Here is an 18,693-nt window from a genome sequence, read left to right as displayed (position 1 = left end):
CCGCTCACCCTCCGGCGGGGAGACCGGTCGTCCGGGGGGCGTTGGCCAGGTGGACCCCCACGCGCTTGACCATGAGGGTCATCTCGTACGCCACCTGCCCGACGTCGGAGTCCGAGTCGGAGAGGACGGCGAGGCAGCTGCCGTCACCGGCCGCGGTGACGAAGAGGAAGGCATCGTCGAGTTCGACGACGGTCTGCCGGACCCGGCCCGCGTCGAAGTGGCGGCCGACGCCCTTGGCGAGGCTGTGGAATCCGGAGGCCACGGCTGCCAGGTGTTCGCTGTCCTCGCGGGTCAGGTCCTTGGACGTGCCGGTGGCCAGGCCGTCGCTGGAGAGCACCAGCGCCTTGCGGATGCTCGCGACGCGCTCGACCAGTTCGTCGAGGAGCCAATTGAGTTCGCCGGAGCCCTGGCGTGAGGCGTTGTGTGCTGCGGCGTTCGGTGCGGTCATCGACCGTCCCCTCCCGGAGTGGTTCCTGGTGCTGTCTCGCCGCGGCCGGTCACGTCCTCGGCGTTCTGCCGACGGCCGCGCTGCCAGCCGCGTTGAAGCGAAGCCATGCGATTGCGTACTTCGTCCGCGTCACGTTCGAGGTCGTCGGCGGTGTCCGCGGGGGCGTGGCCGGGAGTCCGGCCCGCGGAGTCCTCCCGGAGCTGTGGGGCGAGGCTGGCCTGCCGGACCCTGCGCGGCAGGCCGCCCGCGGTGTCCGGTGCGGACGGCCGCGCGCTGGAGCTGCGCTGTGACGGGAAGGGGGTCGGCCGGCCGGCCGCGGAGAGGGTGCCTGCGTCGGGAGCGGCCGGGAAGGCCGCGGCGTCCGGCGCGGCGGGGAGGTCGTCCGGGGCCGTGGAGCGGGACCGGTCCGGTTCGCCGACCCGGCGGCCGTGGTCGGTGACCAGGGTCGGCGGCTTGCGGCGCGGCAGCGGTACGGGCCCTGCGGGTCGCATCGGGCGGACGTCTCCGGCGCGCCCGTCGGACGGCTCGAACGCCTGCTGGTGCTGCTCACGGTCGGTGTCCCGGCGCAGATCGCGGGCGCGGAAGATGCCGCCGCGCTCGCTCTCCGTGTCCTCGAGGTCGGAGACACCGTCGAGGACGGGCGCGAGCGCCGGGTCGAGTGCCTGGTCGTCGCTGAACTCCAGTGCCCCTACCGGGCTCTCGAGTTCCACGGGGCCGTCGAGAACGGACGGGTCGCTGAGCCCGGTGGGGACCGGGGAGAGCCCGGCGGCCCTGGCCGCGGTGGTTTCCGCCAGTCCGTCCCTGCGGGCCTTGTCGCTGCCGGGCACGGTGCTGCTCGGCCGGCCGCTGCCGATCGCCTTCTCGGCCCGGCGGTCGAGGCGGAAGCCCGTGCCATGGGTGTCGGGGGCGTCGGTGAGCAGCTGGGCCGGGATGAAGACGATCGCGGTCGTCCCCCCGTACGGCGATGTCTGCAGCGACACCCTGACGTTCTGCCGCTGGGCCAGCCGGCTGACCACGAAGAGGCCGAGCCGGTCGGTGTCGGAGAGCTCGAAGTCGGGGGTCTCGGCGAGCCGCAGGTTGGCGTCCAGGAGGACCTCGGGCGCCATGCCGAGGCCACGGTCGTGGATCTCGAGCGTGAAGCCGTTGGCCACGCGTTCACCGTGCACCTGGACCGCGGTGTGCGGGGGCGAGAACACTGTGGCGTTCTCGAGGAGTTCGGCGATCAGGTGGGTGAGGTCGGCCACAGCGGGGCCGCCCACGCCGATGCGGGCGAGGCGCCGCACCTCGATCCGTTCGTAGTCCTCGACCTCGGCGACCGCCGCCCGGACCACGTCCATCAGCTGGATGGGCTTGCGCCACTGCCGGGACGGGGCCGCCCCGGAGAGGATCACGAGTCCTTCCGCGTGGCGCCGCATGCGGGTGGTGAGGTGGTCGAGGCGGAAGAGATCGGAGAGTTCGTCGCTGTTCTCGGTGCGGCGCTCCATGGTGTCCAGGAGCGTCAGCTGGCGGTGCAGGAGCACCTGGTTGCGCCGTGCGAGATTGACGAAGACCTCGGAGACGCCGCGGCGCATGTCCGCCTGCTTGACCGCGGCCTCGACGGCGGCCCGCTGGAGCGTGTTGAGCGCCTGGCCGACCTGGCCGATCTCGTCCCGCTCGTACTGGAGGTGCGGGGCCTCCGTCTCGACGTCGACCTGTTCGCCCGCGGCCAGCCGCCGCATCACGCTGGGCAGCCGTACGCCGGACACCTCGTGGGCGTCCTTGCGCAGCCGGGAGAGGTCGCGGACCAGCTCGCGTCCGATGCGTACCGAGACGAAGACGGAGACGAGCAGGGCGACGAATCCGAGGACACCGGCGACGCCTGCCCGTATGAGGACCCGGTATCCGGCCGGTTCGGCGCGGTCCTGGAAGCGGTTGGCCATCTCCGTGCTGTCGTTGGCCAGGTGCTCGAGGACGGGAGGGGCCACTTCCTGCCAGTGTGCGGCGTCGATGGCGCCGGGCTTCTTGAACGGTCCTGCGGCGATGAGCCGTTGCTCGGCCGTACGCAGCGGTTCGGTGTCGGGGCTTCCCCAGTACTGCTCCATGCGCCGGCTCTCGGACCCGGGCAGCAGTTCGAGGTTGACCTCGTACAGGAGTTTGCGGCTTGCGGCGAGGTCCGAGATGGCGCGCAGCTCGGGGGCGCCCAGGCGTCCCGCGATGAGGCCCGAGGCGATCAGCGCGTCCTCGCGGGAGAGCATCTCGCGTGCCCGGGAGATACCGACCAGGGCCCGGACCTGCTTGTCCATCGACACGTTCTCCATGGTGTGGAGACCGTTGAGGAAGCGGTAGCAGGGGTCGACGAGGCCGTTGTAGAAGTCGAGTGCCCGGGTCCGGTCGATCGTGCGCTTCTCGACGGACGCACGCAGCGCGTCCAGGCCGTCGACCTCGCTGAGGATCGAGTCGAGTTGCGCCTCCGCGTCCGGACTCAGCGCGTCGCGTACGCCCTCCTGCTGTGCGCTCCTCCTGACGTCCGCCACGACCCGGTCGGTCACGGCTCGTTGACGGCGCAGGATCGGCAGGGCGTCGGAAGCCCGGGGGTCGGCGAGGAAGACCAGCGTCTGACGGCGTTCGCCCTGGACGGCACGGACGGTGTCCTCCAGGGGGTGGCCGACCTTCTCCACGATGGCGCTCGCACCCATCAGTTCACCGGCTTCGCGTCCGGTGACGTAGGTGGCGAAGACCCAGAGACCCGTGAGAGAGACGAGCGGCACCAGGAGCAACGCCACGATCTTCCTGCGGATGGACTTCCCGCGAAAGCGCATGGCCTCCCCCAGCTCGACCCCGCTCTGCGGGGGTGGTTGTGTCGGTGTCGTTCCGGTGTTCCGGCGGTGGTCCACCGGAGGTACGTCGGTGTTCCGTCAACAAACGGCGCGAGCCTACTACTGACACGCAGACAACTCGAAGGCGTGTCCGGACGATTTTCGGACTCCCTCCCCCTCGTTGATCACGAGTTGTCCGGGTATTCCCTGAGATGAAATTCGCGAAAGCGACAGAGAAAGTCCACCGAGGGGCCGCAGAGTCACTTCAGGCAGTTGGCTGGAACTCTTCGTTCCACACCCATACGGGGCCGATTGAGGATGTTCGGCGGGAATCTTCGCGGCCCGGCGTTCGTCCACTTGTACGGGGCAGGAGAACATTACGGGGCAGGCGCGGCAGAGCGGCAAGGTCCGCCCGCGTAGAACGGGCGCAAGCCGGGCAGCCACCCTGAAGTCGGACAGCGGTGGGGAGTTGAAGGTCCTTGGACACGGAAGAGCGTCGGATCGCGGCGTCGGGTGCGGAGGCGACCGGACCGGCGAGGGTTCCGCGGCAGCAGTTGTGGGTGGAGGAACCCGCGCTGCGGCGGCGGATGCCTGATCCGGTGCGGACGGCCGCTGTGCGTGCCGTCCTCATCATGTCGCTGACGATCATTCAGGCCATGGTGGCCTTCCTGTGCACCCTTGCCGGATCGTGGCTCGCCTTCCCGATGGTGCTCAGTGGTGTGGGCAGCACGGTCGTCGCGACATGGTCGGTGCTGGACGTGTGGGTGACCCGGCAGGTGTGGAACCAGCGCAACGGCGTGGTGTCCGTGCCGAGCAGCACGGCGCGTCGTATGCGGCGCGAGCGGCGCCGCGCCCGGCGGACGGCCAGGGCGCAGACGCGCAAGGCCACCCGGATACGACGCCGGGGCGCAGGCGGGCTCTCCAGGGCCTGACGGCCTGTGCTCCGGCGCGATCCGGTGACACCCGGACGGCCGGACGCCCCTTGGGGACGCCGGCCTGTCCGCGAACGCGGTCGGAACCCTCAGCGAAGGGTCGTCTCCGACCGCATCTCGGGAACGGGTGCCCCGGCCGGGGCGTTCGGCGCCTGCTCGCTGCGCTTGAACATGCGGGTCGCCGTGATCTCTCCGTGGACGGTCTCCCCCTCCGGGTCCTGCTGCGGCAGACCCGGCCTCAGGTGCTCCTCCACGCTGATGTACTTCAGTCCCGCGCGCAGGTCCGCGTCGTTGCGGAGCCGGATGACCAGCGGGAACTCGGCGAGCGCCGTGGTGTCGAACAACCCGGTCGTGTAGAGGAGCTGAACCCCGAGCGCGTCGGAGACGGCACGCTGGAGCTCCAGCAGATACGTGGCGTTGGCCCGGCCGATGGGATTGTCGAGGAAGAGGGTGCCCGCGTGGCGATGGCGGTCGCGGCCCCGGTCGTTGCTGCGCAGGGCCGCCATCGTGCAGTACAGGGCGATCGCCGCGGTCAGCAGCTGACCACCTGAGAAGACATCGCCCATCTGCCCGACCGGGACCCGCTCGGCGCGCAGCACCGCGTCCGGCTTGAGGATCTCCACGGCGATGCCCTTGGGCCGGAGCGCCGCCTGAACTCCCCGCAGCAGCAGGGACATGCCGTCCCGGCGCAGGTCGGAGTTCTTCTTGAGCGCGGCGTGCGTGGCTTCGTCGATGACCTCGCCGAGCCGTTCGCTGAGAGTGGCCTGGTCGGGCTCCTCGAAGCGGATCCGGAGGAACTCCTGGCCTGACCACTCCCCGAGCCCTTCGGGAAGCTGGGAGAGCCGCTGGGCGGAGCGAAGGGTCGTGAGGGCGGAGTCCACGAGACCGCGGAGACGGTCGACGATGGAGTCGCGATTGCGCTCCAGCTGGGCGAGCTCGTCGGTGAGCACCCGCAGCCGGGGGGCGAAGGCGGCGGCCCACTTCTCCGCGTGGTCGGGAAGGGCGACGGCCGGGAGCTCACGGATCTGCTGCCGGGCGGGTGTGCGGACCTGTTCGTAGCGGGTGGAGTTGGCGTGCCGTACGAGCACGTCACTCGCTTCCCGTACGGAACTCTCGGCCGCCGACAGGTCGGTGGCGCAGCCGCGCAGTGAGCGCCGGGCCTCGGCGGCGGACTGCCTGGCCTCCTCGAGGGTGCCGGGGTACGGGCCGGGGGCGTCGCTCTCGTCGTCCGCGCCGTGGTCCCTGAGCAGGTCGCGCAGGAGCGCGGCCGTCTCGTCGAAGCCGCTCGCCGAGTCCTCCGCGCCGCGGTGGGCGCGCAGCAGTTCGGCGTGGGCGGCACGGGCGGTGTCCAGGGCCGCGGTGGCGGAGGCCAGTTCGGCCGTCGCCGTGCGGTACAGGCTCTGGGCCTGTTCGGCGTCGGCAGGGGAAAGGTCCGCGGAGAGCTCGGTGTGGCGGGCCTCGTCGTCGGCCGGGGCGAGCCGTTCCGCCTCGCCCCGCAGCCTGCCGAGCTGCTCGCTGGCCGTGGACGCCCTGGTCTCCAGGAGCTGGACGAGGGACTCGGCGCGGGCGGCCGCGGCCTGCCGCGAGGGCCCGTCGGCGCCGTCGGTGCCTTCGAGGAGCTGGGCGGCACGGGTACGGACCTTGTTGGAGAGGCGGTCGAGTTCCGCGACGGCGGCGCTCTCGTCGCTCTCGGCGCGGGCCTGCTCCGCGCGCAGGTCGGCGCCGACGCCCACCTTCTCGTACAGCTGGGATGCGGCCCGGTACGCCTCGCGCAGGGCGGGGAGGGAGGTGCGGGCGGTGCCGGCGGCCTGCTCGGGAAGTGTTTCGGGGGCGCCCGCGATCTCGGCGCGTTCGGCGCGCAGGGCCCGGGCGGTGCGGCGCGCGTCGTCCGCGGCGCGTTGGGCGGCCCTGCGGTCCTCGTCCGCGGCACGCGCCCGCTCCAGGCAGACCGTGGCCCGTGCTTCGGATTCGGCCGCTTCGTCGGTCAGTTCACGGAGCCGTGCCTGCCAGGCAGACCGTTCGCGCAGACGGTGGGCCAGGCCGGCGAGGGCGTCGGCAGCACGGCGGGCGCGCTGGGCGGTCTCCTGCCGCTCGTCGCGGACACGCGCGGCGTCGGCGGCGGCTTCGTCGGCCTCGGCCCGGACGGTGCGGGCCTCGGCGAGTACGGCCTCGGCCGTTTCGGCGGCGGTGCGCGCGGTGCGGGCCGCTTCGCCGAGCTCGCCCAGCATGCCGGGCGGGCAGTCGGAGCGCCACGAGCCGATACGGGCGGCGAGGGAGCGGTCTGCGGTGAGCCGCGCCGCCAGGATCCTGATGTCCTCGTCGCGGGCGGCGGCCCGGGTCCTGAGTGCCTGCCGTTCCTCGTCCGCCGCGTGCTCGTCGTGCATGGCCGGGTTCGGCGGGACGAGGAAGACCTCGTCCGCGCCGCCCGTGCCTGCACCGGGCGCCGGGACGGGGGCGAGAAGTGCCGCGGTGGTGCCGACCGCGACGGCCGAGCGGGGCAGCAGGGCCGCGGTGCCGAGCACCTCCCGGGCGCGGGCGTGGGCATCCGGGTCGGTGATGACGACGCCGTCGACGAGCTCGGGGCGGGCGGAGAGCACCGCGGCGTGGTCGGCGGGGTCGACGGCCTGGGCGAGGTAGCGCCAGCCGGGCAGTGCCGGGATGCCGTGCTCACCGAGGTATTCGACGGTGGCGAGGACGTCGGGGCCGGGCGGCAGCAGGCCTCCGTCGCCGAGCGCGCCCAGGATGCGCGCATCGTCGGCGGCTGCGGTGCGCAGGTCGAAGAGCCTGCGCTCGGCGGAGGCGACGCCCTGGTCGAGGAGTTCGCGCAGTTCGTCGGCGCTGCTGTCGAACTCCTCGGCGCTGAGGGACTGCGTGTCCCGGGATGCCGGTCCGTCGGCCGCGGGCGCTCCCTCCCCGTCCGGTTCCGCGGCGCCCCGGCGTGGGCGGGGCACGCCGGTGCCGCTGGTCGTCTGCAGTCCCAGCAGGTCGGCGAGGCGGTGGTCGGCCGCGATCGACTCGGCGGCCCTGCGCTCGGCCTCGTACGACTGTTCGGCAGCCTGTGCGCCGTCCGCGGCCCGGGCCGCGGCGAGCTCGGCGCGGCTCTCGGCCGCCGCAGCCTCCCTGGCGTGGTCGGCCGTGGCCCGGGCGGCCTCCCGTGCGGTGTCCCAGGCGGCGACGGCGGACTGTTCGGCATCGCTCGCGGCGAGCGCCGCGCGGGCCGGGTCGGCGTCCGGTGCGGTGTTGTCGAGCCAGCCCGCCCGTACGGCTTCGGCCGTCTCCTGCTCGACCTCGGCGAGGCGCTGGCGCAGATGTCCGGCCTCACTGCGGGCGCGCTGGGCCTCCGTGGCCGCGGTGGTGGCATCGCGGTGCGCCGTCTCGCCGGTGGCCTGGAGGGTGGCGGAGCGCTCCTCCTCCTCGTTGGCGACGCTCTCGCCCGCCTCGGCCGCCGTGTGCAGGGCGCGCACCAGGTCCGCGGCAGCCGTGGCGCGTGCGGCGAGGGCCGGGGCCGCGTCCCGTTCCGCCTCCCGGATGGCCACGGCGACGCGGGCGGAGCGGTCGGCGGCCGCGCGATGGCGCAGGACCGCTTCGGCGGCCTGCCAGGCGGCGTGCAGCGTACGTGCGTCGCCCAGTTCGCGGCGCTGGGCCGCGGCGCCCTTCTCCGCCGCTGCCAGGGCGAGTGAGGCGTGCCGGTAGGCCAGCTCCGCCGCGATCAGGTCCCGGTGGCTGCGGGCTGCCTCAGCCGCCGTGACGGTGTGGGCGGCCGCTGTGACCTGCTGGGCGAGCTCCGAGGTGCGGCCCCGCTCCTCGGCGGCGCGGGTGGACAGCCTGCGGGCGAGGGTGCGGGTGCGGCGCTCGGCGCCGGCGTGGATGTCGCGGCTGCGTGCCCTGGTCGCGGTGGCCTCGACGATCCGGCCCAGCAGGTCTACGGATCCTGCGGTGAAGTCGCGCTCGGCGGTGAGCTCGGCGCGTCGGCCCAGCTTGTTGCCGAAGCCGCTGACGAGGTCGGCGAGACCGTCGGTGTCGCGGGTGTCGGTGACGGCCCGCAGCAGCAGGTCGGTGAAGTCGGAGTCCTTCTTGACGGCGAACAGACCGGCTGCCTCGCCCTCGTCCGAGTTCATCTCGCGCTGGTAGCGGAAGAGTTCGGGGTCGAGTCCGAGATCACCGAGGTGTTCGTTCCACCGGTCGTGGATCTCTTCCCAGTGCACATCGAGGTGCTGGTAGAACTTGCCGGCGTCCGTGAGGGCGTCCCGGAAGCCCTTCATAGTGCGGCGCCTGCCCCGGGCGCCCGAGACACCTTCGGCGGGGCGTCCCACGGAGGTGGCCTCGGCGACGGGGAGGCTGTCGAGACTGAGTCCCGGCCCGGGGCGGAAGGAGTACCAGGCCTCGGCGAACTTGCGCGGGTCGTTGGACACCTGACGTCCGCGCCACTCGCTGACCTTGCCGACGACCACGCACTCGCCGGTGAGCGTGTGCTGCCACTCCAGGGCGACATGCCCGCAGTCGTCGGCGAGCAGGAACTTGCGCAGCACACCGGAGCTCGCGCCGCCCAGGGTGTTGCGGTGCCCCGGCAGCATGACCGAGAAGATCAGCTTGAGCAGGACGGACTTTCCGCCGCCGTTCTCCAGGAACAGCACTCCGGCGGGTGCGGGGCGGCGCGGCGGGCCCACCGGCTCGTCCTCGAAGAACTCCGCCTGGGCCGGCGCGGGGTTGGGCACGGGCTGACCGACACCTCGCAGGTCGAGCACGGTGTCGGCGTAGCGCGCGCCGGCAGGCCCGATGGAGTAGAGGCGGACCCGGGACAACTCGTACATGGCGGCGGACTCTCGTCGGTCAGGCAGCGGGAGGGGCAACGGAAGCGGCTGGGCCCGGCAGGTGCCGGGCGCGGCGGGTGGGGCGTGGACCGGGCAGGGTCACGAGTGGAAGGGCAGACCCGCGTCGGCGACCAGTTCGGGATGGTCGGCGTCGGGCGGGGGCAGGAGGGTCGCCGAGCCGTCCGTGACCGGGACGACGCCGAGCTCCAGCAGCTCGGTCATGGCCGCGTTGCCCGCCATGTCGCGTACCTGGAGCTGGTAGCGGGCGGTGGTGCGGTACGTGCCGCCCGCATCGTCCCCGGTGCGCTGGAGGAAGCCCGAGTCGGTGAGGAAGGCGACGGCCTTGCCGATGATGCCCGTGGTGGACCCTGCGAGCCGTCGTGCGTCCTTCGTCGCTCCGGTGGCGCTGCGGCGGGCGTAGACCCGCCAGCCGGATTCCAGCCCGGGGGCGTCCGAGGCCGGGTCGGTGTTGTCGCCCCGTTCCTCGGCCAGCTCCTCCAGGCGGTGGCAGGCCTGGCGGACGAAGGCGTCGACCCCGTTGACCGAGATGCGGCCGATGTAGGCGTCGTCCGCCAGGTCCTCGGGCCGGGGAAAGGCCATGGCGGCGACAGCGAGGTGGGCGAGGCCGTGGAGGAAGCGGTCGGCGGAGTCGGACGACGCACGCCGGGCGTAGTCCCCCATGCGCACGGCGAACACCGAGTCCTCGTCGGCGGTCACGGCCATGCCCGCCCGGGTGGAGACCTCCAGGACGACGAGCCCGAGCCCCGTGGCCACGGCGTCGGCGAGCCGGGCGAAGGCCGGCTCTTCCCGGTAGCGGCGCAGGAGTTCGGCGTACTCGGCGTCACGGGCGGGCATCAGCTTGGGCTGCAGTCCGAAGGAGACGAGCCGCGCGGCGTCGGCCGCGTCCGCCGGGGTGACGGCGGCGGGAGCGGCGGGCGAGGCGGTGTCGGCCGTGTGCGTGGCGGAGGGGTCGCCCCACCCCTCGGTGTACTCGGCGTGCTGCTCGCTCACTGCTGTGGCTCCTCGGTGCGGGTACTGCGCTCACGTTCCGGCAGGGTGGTGCTCGTCCTCGTCCGCCGGCCCGGTCCGGGGATCCTCGTCCCTGGTGTCCCCGCCCCGGGGGCCTTCGTTCCGGAGGCCCTCATGAGGCTTCCTTCCGGTCGGCGGCCATGCCGGCGGCGTCCAGGAGCGCCATGCCCACTATCAGGTCCGCGCCGCCGAATTCCGGGTCGTCGAGCTGGGCGCCGTCGTCGACGGCGAACAGCAGTCGCCGCTCGCCCTGACGGTAGGCGGTGCCGACCGGCGGGCTCGCCGCATGGACCGACAGCAGGGCGACCAGGTAGGGCAGGTCCGGATCACGCAGTCGGGCCTCGGCGAGGAGCCCGGAGAGCCGGCGCGGGGCGTCGTGCTCGAGGTCGAGCAGCTCCATGGCGCTCGCGAGCTGCTCCTCGCTGAACCGGCTGTCGTCGGGGGTGGCGATGAGGTCGGGTTCGGGCATTTCCACGCCCAGGTGCTCACGCTCCACCGGCGGTGTGAACAGCATGTCGACGAGATCGCCGATGCGCACCGAGGTGGGCGTGCGCAGTCCGGTCCCGTGCGTGAAGAACGCGTCGGTGGCCCTGGTGGCCTGTTCGACGGGGAGCGGCAGCAGGGGAACGACCAGCTGTCCGTACAGGTCGAGTCCCACCCGGGCCGTGGGAGCGGCGAAGGCCTGGCGGTCCTGCTCGGCGCGGAAGAGCGGTCCGGCCTCCAGGAGCCTGGACTGCAGCTGGGTGTGGCGGCGGATGCAGTCCTTCACGATGTCGACGAGTTCGGCGGCGCGCCGCTTGTGCTCGGGGTCCTCCGCCTCGTCCCTGGCCTTGCGGATGTTGGTGAGGATCGCGTTCTCGTGGCGGTAGCGGTCGGCGACGTGGTCCAGGGCTTCGGTGATCATGTCCGGAACGGCGTTGAGCCAGTCGACGGCGCGGACGTTGCGCCGGGTGGCCTCCAGGGTCCTGCGGAGGGTCTGCGCGTACTGCACGGTGCGGTAGCGGGCCTGCTCGGCGGCGAGCTGCGCGTCGGCCAGCCGCCCCCGGCTGATGAGGACCTCCAGCTTCACCTCGGCGGCGATCTGGGCGCTGGTGACGTCCGTGTCCAGGGCACCGACCAGGACGTTGACCGCTTCGTCGGTGGCGCGGAGGTAGAGGCTGCCGCCGTGCCCGGGGACCTCTTCGATGAGCTTGAAGTCGTAGTCCCTGCGGACGTAGACGCCGTCGGGGCCGAAGGTGCCGTACACCGCGCGGAAGCCACGGTCCACGCTGCCGACGTTGATCAGGTTCTCCAGCACCCAGCGGGCGACCCGCTCGTGCTCGGCGACGGGGCGGCCAGGTGCCTGGGCACCGACCCGCGGGAGGAGTCTGGCCACTATCTGGTCGTGGTCGGCGCCCGTGTCGAAGTCCATGTTCAGGGTGACCAGGTCGATCGCGGCGAGGGCAACCTCGGCCATCGCGTAGACCGTGTACTCGCCGGCGAGATTCGCCTTGCGCACGTCGAGGTCGTGCAGCGGAGCGGTGCAGGCCAGCGCGCGCAGCCGACGCGAGAGCCCCTCGTCGGCGGCGGGGCCCGCGGCGGGCCGCGGTCCGCCGCTGAGCTGGGACGCAGCGGTGTCGGTGTAGGCAGGCGAAGTCACGCTGAACAGATTAGGTCCTCACACCGACAACGGTCGAAACGGCGCAGAAGCGACCGGTCACCCTGCGCCGTAGCCGCCTCCGCCCGGTGTGCGCAGGACCAGCACGTCCCCGGTGTCCAGCTCGGCGGTGTCGCAGCCGTCCAGCCGTGTGACGGTCGTGCCGTCGGCCCGTTCGACGTGCTGGGTGCCCAGTGCCCCCGTCCCGCCTCCGGCCATTCCGTACGGTGCCACGCGGCGGTGTCCGGACAGCAGTGCCACGGTCACGGGCTCGAGGAAGCGGATTCTGCGTTCCACCCCGGAGCCCCCGTGCCACCGGCCCTCGCCGCCGCTGCCCTCCCGTACGCCGAAGCTCTCCAGCAGCACGGGGTAGCGCCACTCGAGGATCTCGGGGTCGGTGAGCCGGGAGTTGGTCATGTGGGTCTGTACGGCGTCGGTGCCGTCGAAGCCGTCACCGGCGCCCGACCCGCTGGCGACCGTCTCGTAGTACTGGACGCGGTCGTTGCCGAAGGTGAGGTTGTTCATCGTGCCCGATCCCTCGGCCTGGACGCCCAGTGCCGCGTAGAGGGCACCGGTCACGGCCTGGGAGGTCTCCACGTTGCCGGCGACGGTCGCCGCCGGGTGGACCGGCGCCAGCATGGACCCCTCCGGTACGCGTACCTCCAGGGGTTGGAGGCAGCCGCTGTTGAGGGGGATGTCGTCCTCGATCAGTGTCCTGAAGACGTACAGGACAGCGGCCATGACCACGGACTTCGGTGCGTTGAAGTTGCCGGGCTGCTGCGGGGAGGTGCCGGCGAAGTCGATGACGGCGGTGCGCGCCTCGCGGTCCACCGTCACGGCCACCTCGATGACGGCGCCGTTGTCGGTCTCGTAGCGGCAGGAGCCGTCGTGCAGCCCGGCGACGATCCGGCGCACGGACTCCTCCGCGTTGTCCTGGACGTGGCCCATGTACGCCGAGACGACGTCGTGTCCGAACTGGTGGGTCATGCGGCGCAGTTCCGCGATGCCCTTCTCGTTGGCGGCGATCTGGGCGCGCAGGTCGGCGAGATTGGTGTCCGGGTCCCGTGAGGGGTACGCGGCGGTCGTGAGCAGCTCCCGGGTCTCCGCCTCCCGGAGCCTTCCGTCGCGCACGAGCAGCCAGTTGTCGAACAGGACGCCCTCTTCGTGGATCGTGCGGCTGAAGGCGGGCATGGACCCGGGGGTGATGCCGCCGATCTCGGCGTGGTGCCCGCGCGAGGCCACCAGGAAGCGCAGCCGCGGCTCCGGGCCGTCCTCCTCGTCGAACACGGGCGTCACCACGGTGACGTCGGGCAGATGCGTGCCGCCGTGGTACGGATCGTTGATGGCGTACACATCGCCCGGCCGCAGGGAGGCCCGGTTGCGCCGCAGCACCTCCTTGATGGACTCCCCCATCGAGCCCAGGTGCACCGGAATGTGCGGTGCGTTGGCCACGAGGTTGCCGTCCTCGTCGAACAGCGCGCACGAGAAGTCCAGACGCTCCTTGATGTTGACGGAGTGCGCGGTGCTCTCCAGACGTACGCCCATCTGTTCGGCGATCGACATGAAGAGGTTGTTGAACACTTCCAGCATGACGGGGTCCACCCGGGTGCCGACGGCAGTCCTCTCGGGCCTGGGGCGTACCCGGGTCAGTACGAGATGCCCGGCCGCGCCCGCCGTGGCCTGCCAGCCCGGGTCGACGACGGTGGTGGAGTCGTCCTCGGCGACGATGGCCGGACCGGTCACGGTGTCCGACAGCCGCAGGTCGGCCCGGCGGTACAGGGCGGTGTCCTGCCAGCGGCCTTCGGTGAACATCCGCACGTTCTCGAGCGGTCGCAGCGCGTGCTCGCGCGCCGCCGCGGAGACCCGGTGGGGGACGTGCGGTCCGGCTGCCGCGGTCGCCTCCACCGACACGGCCTCGACCACGAGGGGCTTGTCCATGGTGAACCCGTAGCGGGTCCGGTGGGCGGCTGTGAACTCCTCCGTCATGGCGGGGGCCGTGCCGAGGGCGACGGGCAGACTCGCGTCCGTGCCGGAGTAACGCAGCAGGACCCGCGCCCGGGTGCCGATGGCCCGGTCGGGGATGGATTCCGCCCGGAGCTCGGCGCGGGTGCGCTCGGCCAGCTCTGCGCAGATGCCGTCCACCCCGGCCCCGGTCTCCTCGTCCAGTTGGGCCTCGACCGACTGTTCGCGCATCGCGGTGGCATCGGCCAGACCGATGCCGTATGCGGAGAGGACCCCGGCGAGCGGCGGCACGAGGACGGTGTCGATGCCCAGGGCGTCGGCGACGGCGCAGGCGTGCTGGCCGCCGGCGCCGCCGAACGTCGTGAGCGCGTAGCGGGTGACGTCGTGGCCTCGCTGGACGGAGATCTTCTTGACGGCGTTCGCCATGTTCAGTACGGCGATCTCCAGGAAGCCCGACGCGGCCTCCGCGGCGGTCCGGGGCTGCCCCGTGTCCGACGCAGCCCTCTCGGCGAGCGCGTCGAAGCGCTCACGCACGACGGTCTCGTCGAGCGGCTGGTCGCCGTCCGGTCCGAAGACGGCAGGGAAGTACGCGGACTGGACCCGGCCGAGCATCACGTTGGCGTCGGTGACGGTGAGCGGCCCGCCCCTGCGGTAGCAGGCGGGGCCGGGGTCGGCGCCGGCGGAGTCGGGGCCGACCCGGTAGCGCCGCCCGTCGAAGTGCAGCACCGATCCGCCGCCTGCGGCGACGGTGTTGATGCTCATCATGGGCGCGCGCATCCGCACCCCTGCCACCTGGGTGCCGAACTCCCGCTCGAACTCGCCCGCGTAGTGGGAGACGTCCGTGGAGGTGCCTCCCATGTCGAATCCGATGACCCGGTCGTAGCCCGCCTGCTCGGACGTACGGACCATGCCGACGACGCCGCCCGCGGGGCCGGAGAGCACAGCGTCCTTGCCCCGGAAGTGCGCGGCCTCACGCAGTCCGCCGTTGGACTGCATGAACATGAGGCGGATCCCCCTCAGTTCGCCGGCCACCTCGTCGACGTACCGGCGCAGGATCGGCGAGAGGTAGGCGTCGACGACCGTGGTGTCGCCCCGAGGCACCAGTTTGATCAGCGGGCTGACTTCGTGCGAACAGCTGATCTGGGTGAAGCCCGCTTCCCGGGCTGCCGCCGCGACGGCGATCTCGTGGTCCGGGTGGCGGTAGCCGTGCATGAGTACGACCGCCGCGCTCAGGATCCCCTCGTCCCGGGCCGCTGCCAGCTGCTCGGCCACCGCGGTCCGGTCGAGGGGTCTCACGATCCGGCCCCCTGCGTCGATCCGCTCGGGGACCTCGATCACCCGGTCGTACACGGCCTCGGGAAGCACGATGTGCCGGTCGAAGAGGCGCGGCCGGTTCTGGTACGCGATCCGCAGGGCGTCCCGGAAGCCTTCCGTGATGACCAGGACGGTCGGCTCGCCCCGGCGTTCCAGGAGCGCGTTCGTGGCGACGGTGGTGCCCATCTTGACGCCCGCGACCCGGTCGGCGGGGACCGGGTCGTGGGGGCCGAGACCGAGCAGCTGCCTGATGCCGGCTACGGCCGCGTCGCGGTAGCGGTCCGGATCGTGCGAGAGGAGTTTGCGGGAGAGGAGCCGCCCGTCGGGGTCACGTCCCACCACGTCGGTGAAGGTGCCTCCGCGGTCGATCCAGAACTCCCAGCGTCCGGTCATCCCTCCATTCTGGCGCGGGGTACGGCACCCCGCAGGGACGGCGCGTGCGTGATGTCGGCGAGTGCCTCCAGCAGCGTCTGCTCGGCCCTGGCGTCCAGCTGTCCGCTCGTGCCGCCCACCCGGTGGCGGATCTCCGACGCCGCGAGTCCCAGCAGCTGGGGCAGCAGGTCCGTGCTTCTGCGGGCCAGCCAGCCGGTGCCCTCCGTGACCAACCAGCGGGCCGCAGCCGCGCGCGTGGGAGGCGGCTGCTGCGGTTCGCAGCCGGGCGGGGCGCCCAGGGCGAGGCCCCGGTCGGCGAGCAGCCGGTGGAATCCGGCCGCCAGTTTCCTGTGTCCCCGCTCGGCCGGATGGAGCCGGTCCACGCTCCACAGGGAGCGGTCCTGGACCCAGGTCCGGTCCGCGGCGTGGAGATGCACCGCGTCGTAGCGGGCGGACAGGGCGTGCACCACGGCGTTCACCGCCCGTTGCCGCCGGGCCAGGGGGTGGCGCAGTGGGGCCGGGAGCCCCAGGGCGGTGCCGGGGTCGGGCAGACACGCTGTCAGGATCACGGCTCCGCCCGCGGCCAGTTGTGCGCAGATCTCGTCGAGCCGCCCGGCGAGCAGCCGGATGTCGAAGGAGCGCCGCAGGGTGTCGTTGACGCCGACGACGACCGAGGCGATGTCGGGCCGGAATGCTGCCGCCGCCGCTGCCTGGTGGTCGCGGACATCGCCGGACAGCGAGCCGGCGACGGCGAAGTTGCGGAATTCCACGTCCCGCTCCCCGCCCCCGAGCCCCTCGGCGAGCAGGGCCGCCCAGCCCCGCCAGCCGCCCGGAACCGGGTCCCCGATTCCTTCGGTCAGCGAGTCCCCCAGTGCGGCGAACCGCAGGGTTCCACGGGCCGTGCCGCCGGCTCCGGGTATCGCACGCCCGGGCGGCGCGTGGAGGCCGGCCGGCCCGCTCATGGCCTCGCCCCGAGCGCTCCACGCCGTTCGGGGGCGTCGTGCGCGGCCAGGAACGCGGCCACCGATCGGTCCCAGCCGAAGAGTTCGGCCCGCGCCCGCGCCGCCGCCCTGCGTTCCCGCTCGGGGCGGGCCAGGAGTTCCCGTGCCGCGGCGGCGAACGCCTCACCGGTGTCCGCGGCGGCCAGGCCTCCGTCCCCGACCACTTCCGGCAGTGCCGAGGTGCCGCTCGCGACGACCGGGGTACCGCAGGCGAGTGCCTCCAGGGCCGACAGGCCGAACGTCTCCGCGGGGCCCGGCGCCAGACACAGGTCCGCCGTCGCCTGAAGGCCTGCCAGGTGGGTGCGCTCCCGTACGTGGCCCAGGAATTCGACCGGCAGGCGCTCCGCACGGGCCCTGTTCTCCAGCCCCGCCCGCAGCGGCCCGTCACCGGCCACGAGCAGTGCGGCACGCACCCCTTGGTCCCGCAGCGCCGCCAGGGCGTCCAGGGCGCGGCCGGGCCGCTTCTCCACCGAGAGCCGTGAGCAGAGCAGCAGGAGCACCGCGTCGCCTGCGACGTGACGGGCGCGCAGCGTCCCGCTGCGGAGGTCCGGACGGCACCCGCGCAGGTCCACTCCGAGCGGGGCCCGCACGACGTTGCGCACCCCGATCCGTACGAACTCGCGCGCCGCCCATTCCGTGGTGCACACGATCCGGGTGTAGGCGTGGGCGCTCCGTGCGTTGAGACGGTCGGCGGCGCGTCCCGCCGCCGCCGGGGGAACACCCCAGGTACGCAGGACTCCGTCGGCCGTCTCGTGGGACACCATGACGGCGGGCACCCGGGCGCGGCGTGCCCACTCCCCCGTCCATCGCAGCGTGGTCCGGTCGGACACTTCGAGCCGGTCGGGGCGCAGCCCTTCGAGGAGGCTGCGCAGTCTTGCCCGGTTCGTCAGCACGCGGTAGCCGCCGCTGCCCGGCAGGACCGGCCCGGGCAGGGTGATCACGCGGCCCTGCGGGGTGCGCACGTCGCTCGCGCCGGCCCCCGGGACGATCAGTACGGGCTCGTGCCCGGCCGCGCGGTAGCCGCGGCCGAGCTCGTCCAGTGCGGTGCGCAGGCCCCCCGACGCGGGGGTGACGAAGTTCGCCAGGCGCACGATTCTGAGCCCGTCCGTGGCTCTTGGGGTCGTGCCGTTCACGCGGCCACCGCCGTCCGGCCGCGCAGGACCTCGTCGTAGTGGCCGAGCAGCTGGTCGCCGACCGCTGCCCAGGTGCGGCCCTCGACCATGGCCCGTGCGGTCCTGCCGTAGGCCTCGGCGCGCGCGGGGTCGGTGACGAGGGCGCCGACCGCTGCCCGTACGGCCCCGGGGTCGTGCGGGGGAACGAGCACCCCGGTGCGCCCGTGGTCGACGAGGTCGAGCGGTCCGCCCGCCGCCGGGGCGACCACGGGGACGCCGGAGGCCATGGCCTCCTGCACGGTCTGGCAGAAGGTCTCGTACGGACCCGTGTGCGCGAACACGTCCAGGGAGGCGAAGATCCGCGCGAGTTCCTCTCCCGTACGCCTTCCCAGGAAGACGGCTCCGGGCAGTGCCGTGCGCAGTGAGGCCTCGCTCGGCCCGTCGCCGACGACCACGACCTTGACGCCGGGCAGGGTGCAGGCTCCGGCCAGGAGTTCGACGTGTTTCTCCGGGGCCAGCCGCCCGACGTATCCCACGATCTTCTCGCCGCCGGGGGCGAGCGTGCGGCGCAGCGCCTCGTCCCGCAGTCCGGGGCGGAACCGTACGGTGTCGACGCCCCGCGGCCAGAGCCTCACCCGGGGCACTCTGTGCTCGGTGAGATCGCGCAGTGCGGCGGCGGAGGGGGCGAGGGTGAGGTCGGCCGCGCTGTGCACGGCGCGCATCCTGCGCCAGGCGGCGTTCTCACCGGTGCCCAGATAGGTGCGGGCGTAGCCGGCCAGGTCGGTCTGGTAGACGGCCACGGCCGGCAGCCCCAGCCGGGTGGCGACGGCCATGCCCCGTACGCCGAGGACGAAGGGTCCCGCGAGGTGGACGAGTTCGGCACGGTGCCCCGTGAGCGCGGCGGCGAGCCGCCGGCTGGGCAGCGCCACCCGGACCTGCGGGTAGCCGGGCAGGGGCAGGGAGGGGACGCGCACCACGGGGCAGGGGGCGTCGGTGTACGTGGGGTCGGCGGCGACGGCGGAGGACGTTGTCCCGGCGGCTGCCGGGGCGATGACGAGCGGTTCGTGGCCGCGGGCTGCGAGATGCCGTGCGGTCTGCAGGGTGCAGTGGGCCACACCGTTGACGTCGGGCGGGAAGGATTCGGTGACGATGACGACACGCATACCCGTGTTGTCGCCGCGCCGGGCGTGGCTCTGCCGACTTGGATCTTTCCGCCCGGGGAACGTCCTATGAGCTTTTGCGCCGCGTGCCCCCGACACGCGGCATCCCGGGTTCGGCGCG

At 73.0% G+C, this 18,693-nt stretch carries 10 protein-coding genes; 1 reads left to right on the top strand and 9 read right to left on the bottom strand.

Annotated elements, in window-relative coordinates:
- Positions 1-4: 4 nt before the first annotated feature.
- Both ACFQ6X_RS20780 and ACFQ6X_RS20775 read right to left on the bottom strand, forming a co-directional pair.
- Positions 5-448 carry a roadblock/LC7 domain-containing protein gene (locus ACFQ6X_RS20780; protein WP_329213100.1) on the bottom strand — a complete coding sequence of 148 codons (444 nt, stop codon included), beginning with the start codon at positions 446-448 and terminating at the stop codon, positions 5-7.
- Positions 445-3,246 (bottom strand): nitrate- and nitrite sensing domain-containing protein, encoded by a 2,802-nt coding sequence (locus ACFQ6X_RS20775; RefSeq protein WP_383183422.1) that lies wholly within the window; start codon positions 3,244-3,246, stop codon positions 445-447. Before ACFQ6X_RS20775 ends, ACFQ6X_RS20780 begins: the two co-directional genes overlap by 4 nt.
- A 476-nt stretch (positions 3,247-3,722) precedes the next feature.
- Between ACFQ6X_RS20775 and ACFQ6X_RS20770 the strand changes: the two genes are divergently transcribed.
- Positions 3,723-4,175: a hypothetical protein gene (locus tag ACFQ6X_RS20770; protein ID WP_383183420.1), complete on the top strand. Its 453-nt coding sequence runs from the start codon at positions 3,723-3,725 to the stop codon at positions 4,173-4,175.
- 89 nt (positions 4,176-4,264) lie between these two features.
- On the opposite strand, the gene ACFQ6X_RS20765 is transcribed toward ACFQ6X_RS20770, so the two are convergent.
- From ACFQ6X_RS20765 to ACFQ6X_RS20735, 7 genes are all read right to left on the bottom strand, one after another.
- Positions 4,265-8,986: a hypothetical protein gene (locus tag ACFQ6X_RS20765; protein ID WP_383183418.1), complete on the bottom strand. Its 4,722-nt coding sequence runs from the start codon at positions 8,984-8,986 to the stop codon at positions 4,265-4,267.
- Positions 8,987-9,085: 99 nt separating this feature from the next.
- Positions 9,086-9,997, bottom strand: a complete 912-nt coding sequence (locus tag ACFQ6X_RS20760; RefSeq protein ID WP_383183416.1) for a hypothetical protein — start codon at positions 9,995-9,997, stop codon at positions 9,086-9,088.
- A 130-nt stretch (positions 9,998-10,127) separates the two neighbouring features.
- Positions 10,128-11,654: a hypothetical protein gene (locus tag ACFQ6X_RS20755; RefSeq protein WP_383183414.1), complete on the bottom strand. Its 1,527-nt coding sequence runs from the start codon at positions 11,652-11,654 to the stop codon at positions 10,128-10,130.
- Between the two features lie 57 nt (positions 11,655-11,711).
- Entirely contained in the window at positions 11,712-15,320 is a 3,609-nt protein-coding gene (locus ACFQ6X_RS20750; RefSeq protein WP_383183412.1) for a hydantoinase B/oxoprolinase family protein, read from the bottom strand.
- Entirely contained in the window at positions 15,317-16,261 is a 945-nt protein-coding gene (locus ACFQ6X_RS20745; protein WP_383183410.1) for an SGNH/GDSL hydrolase family protein, read from the bottom strand. Before ACFQ6X_RS20745 ends, ACFQ6X_RS20750 begins: the two co-directional genes overlap by 4 nt.
- The gene (locus tag ACFQ6X_RS20740; RefSeq protein WP_383183408.1) at positions 16,258-17,433 is read right to left on the bottom strand and encodes a glycosyltransferase; all 1,176 of its coding nucleotides are present in this window, start codon (positions 17,431-17,433) and stop codon (positions 16,258-16,260) included. The genes ACFQ6X_RS20745 and ACFQ6X_RS20740 overlap by 4 nt, the downstream gene beginning before the upstream one ends.
- Positions 17,430-18,575, bottom strand: a complete 1,146-nt coding sequence (locus tag ACFQ6X_RS20735; RefSeq protein WP_383183406.1) for a glycosyltransferase family 4 protein — start codon at positions 18,573-18,575, stop codon at positions 17,430-17,432. The genes ACFQ6X_RS20740 and ACFQ6X_RS20735 overlap by 4 nt, the downstream gene beginning before the upstream one ends.
- Positions 18,576-18,693: the final 118 nt, after the last annotated feature.

It is taken from the genome of Streptomyces sp. NPDC056452 (assembly GCF_042796085.1).
Taxonomy (GTDB): domain Bacteria; phylum Actinomycetota; class Actinomycetes; order Streptomycetales; family Streptomycetaceae; genus Streptomyces.
Note: the sequence above shows the minus strand (reverse complement) of the source record. Positions and strands in the feature narration are given on the sequence as shown.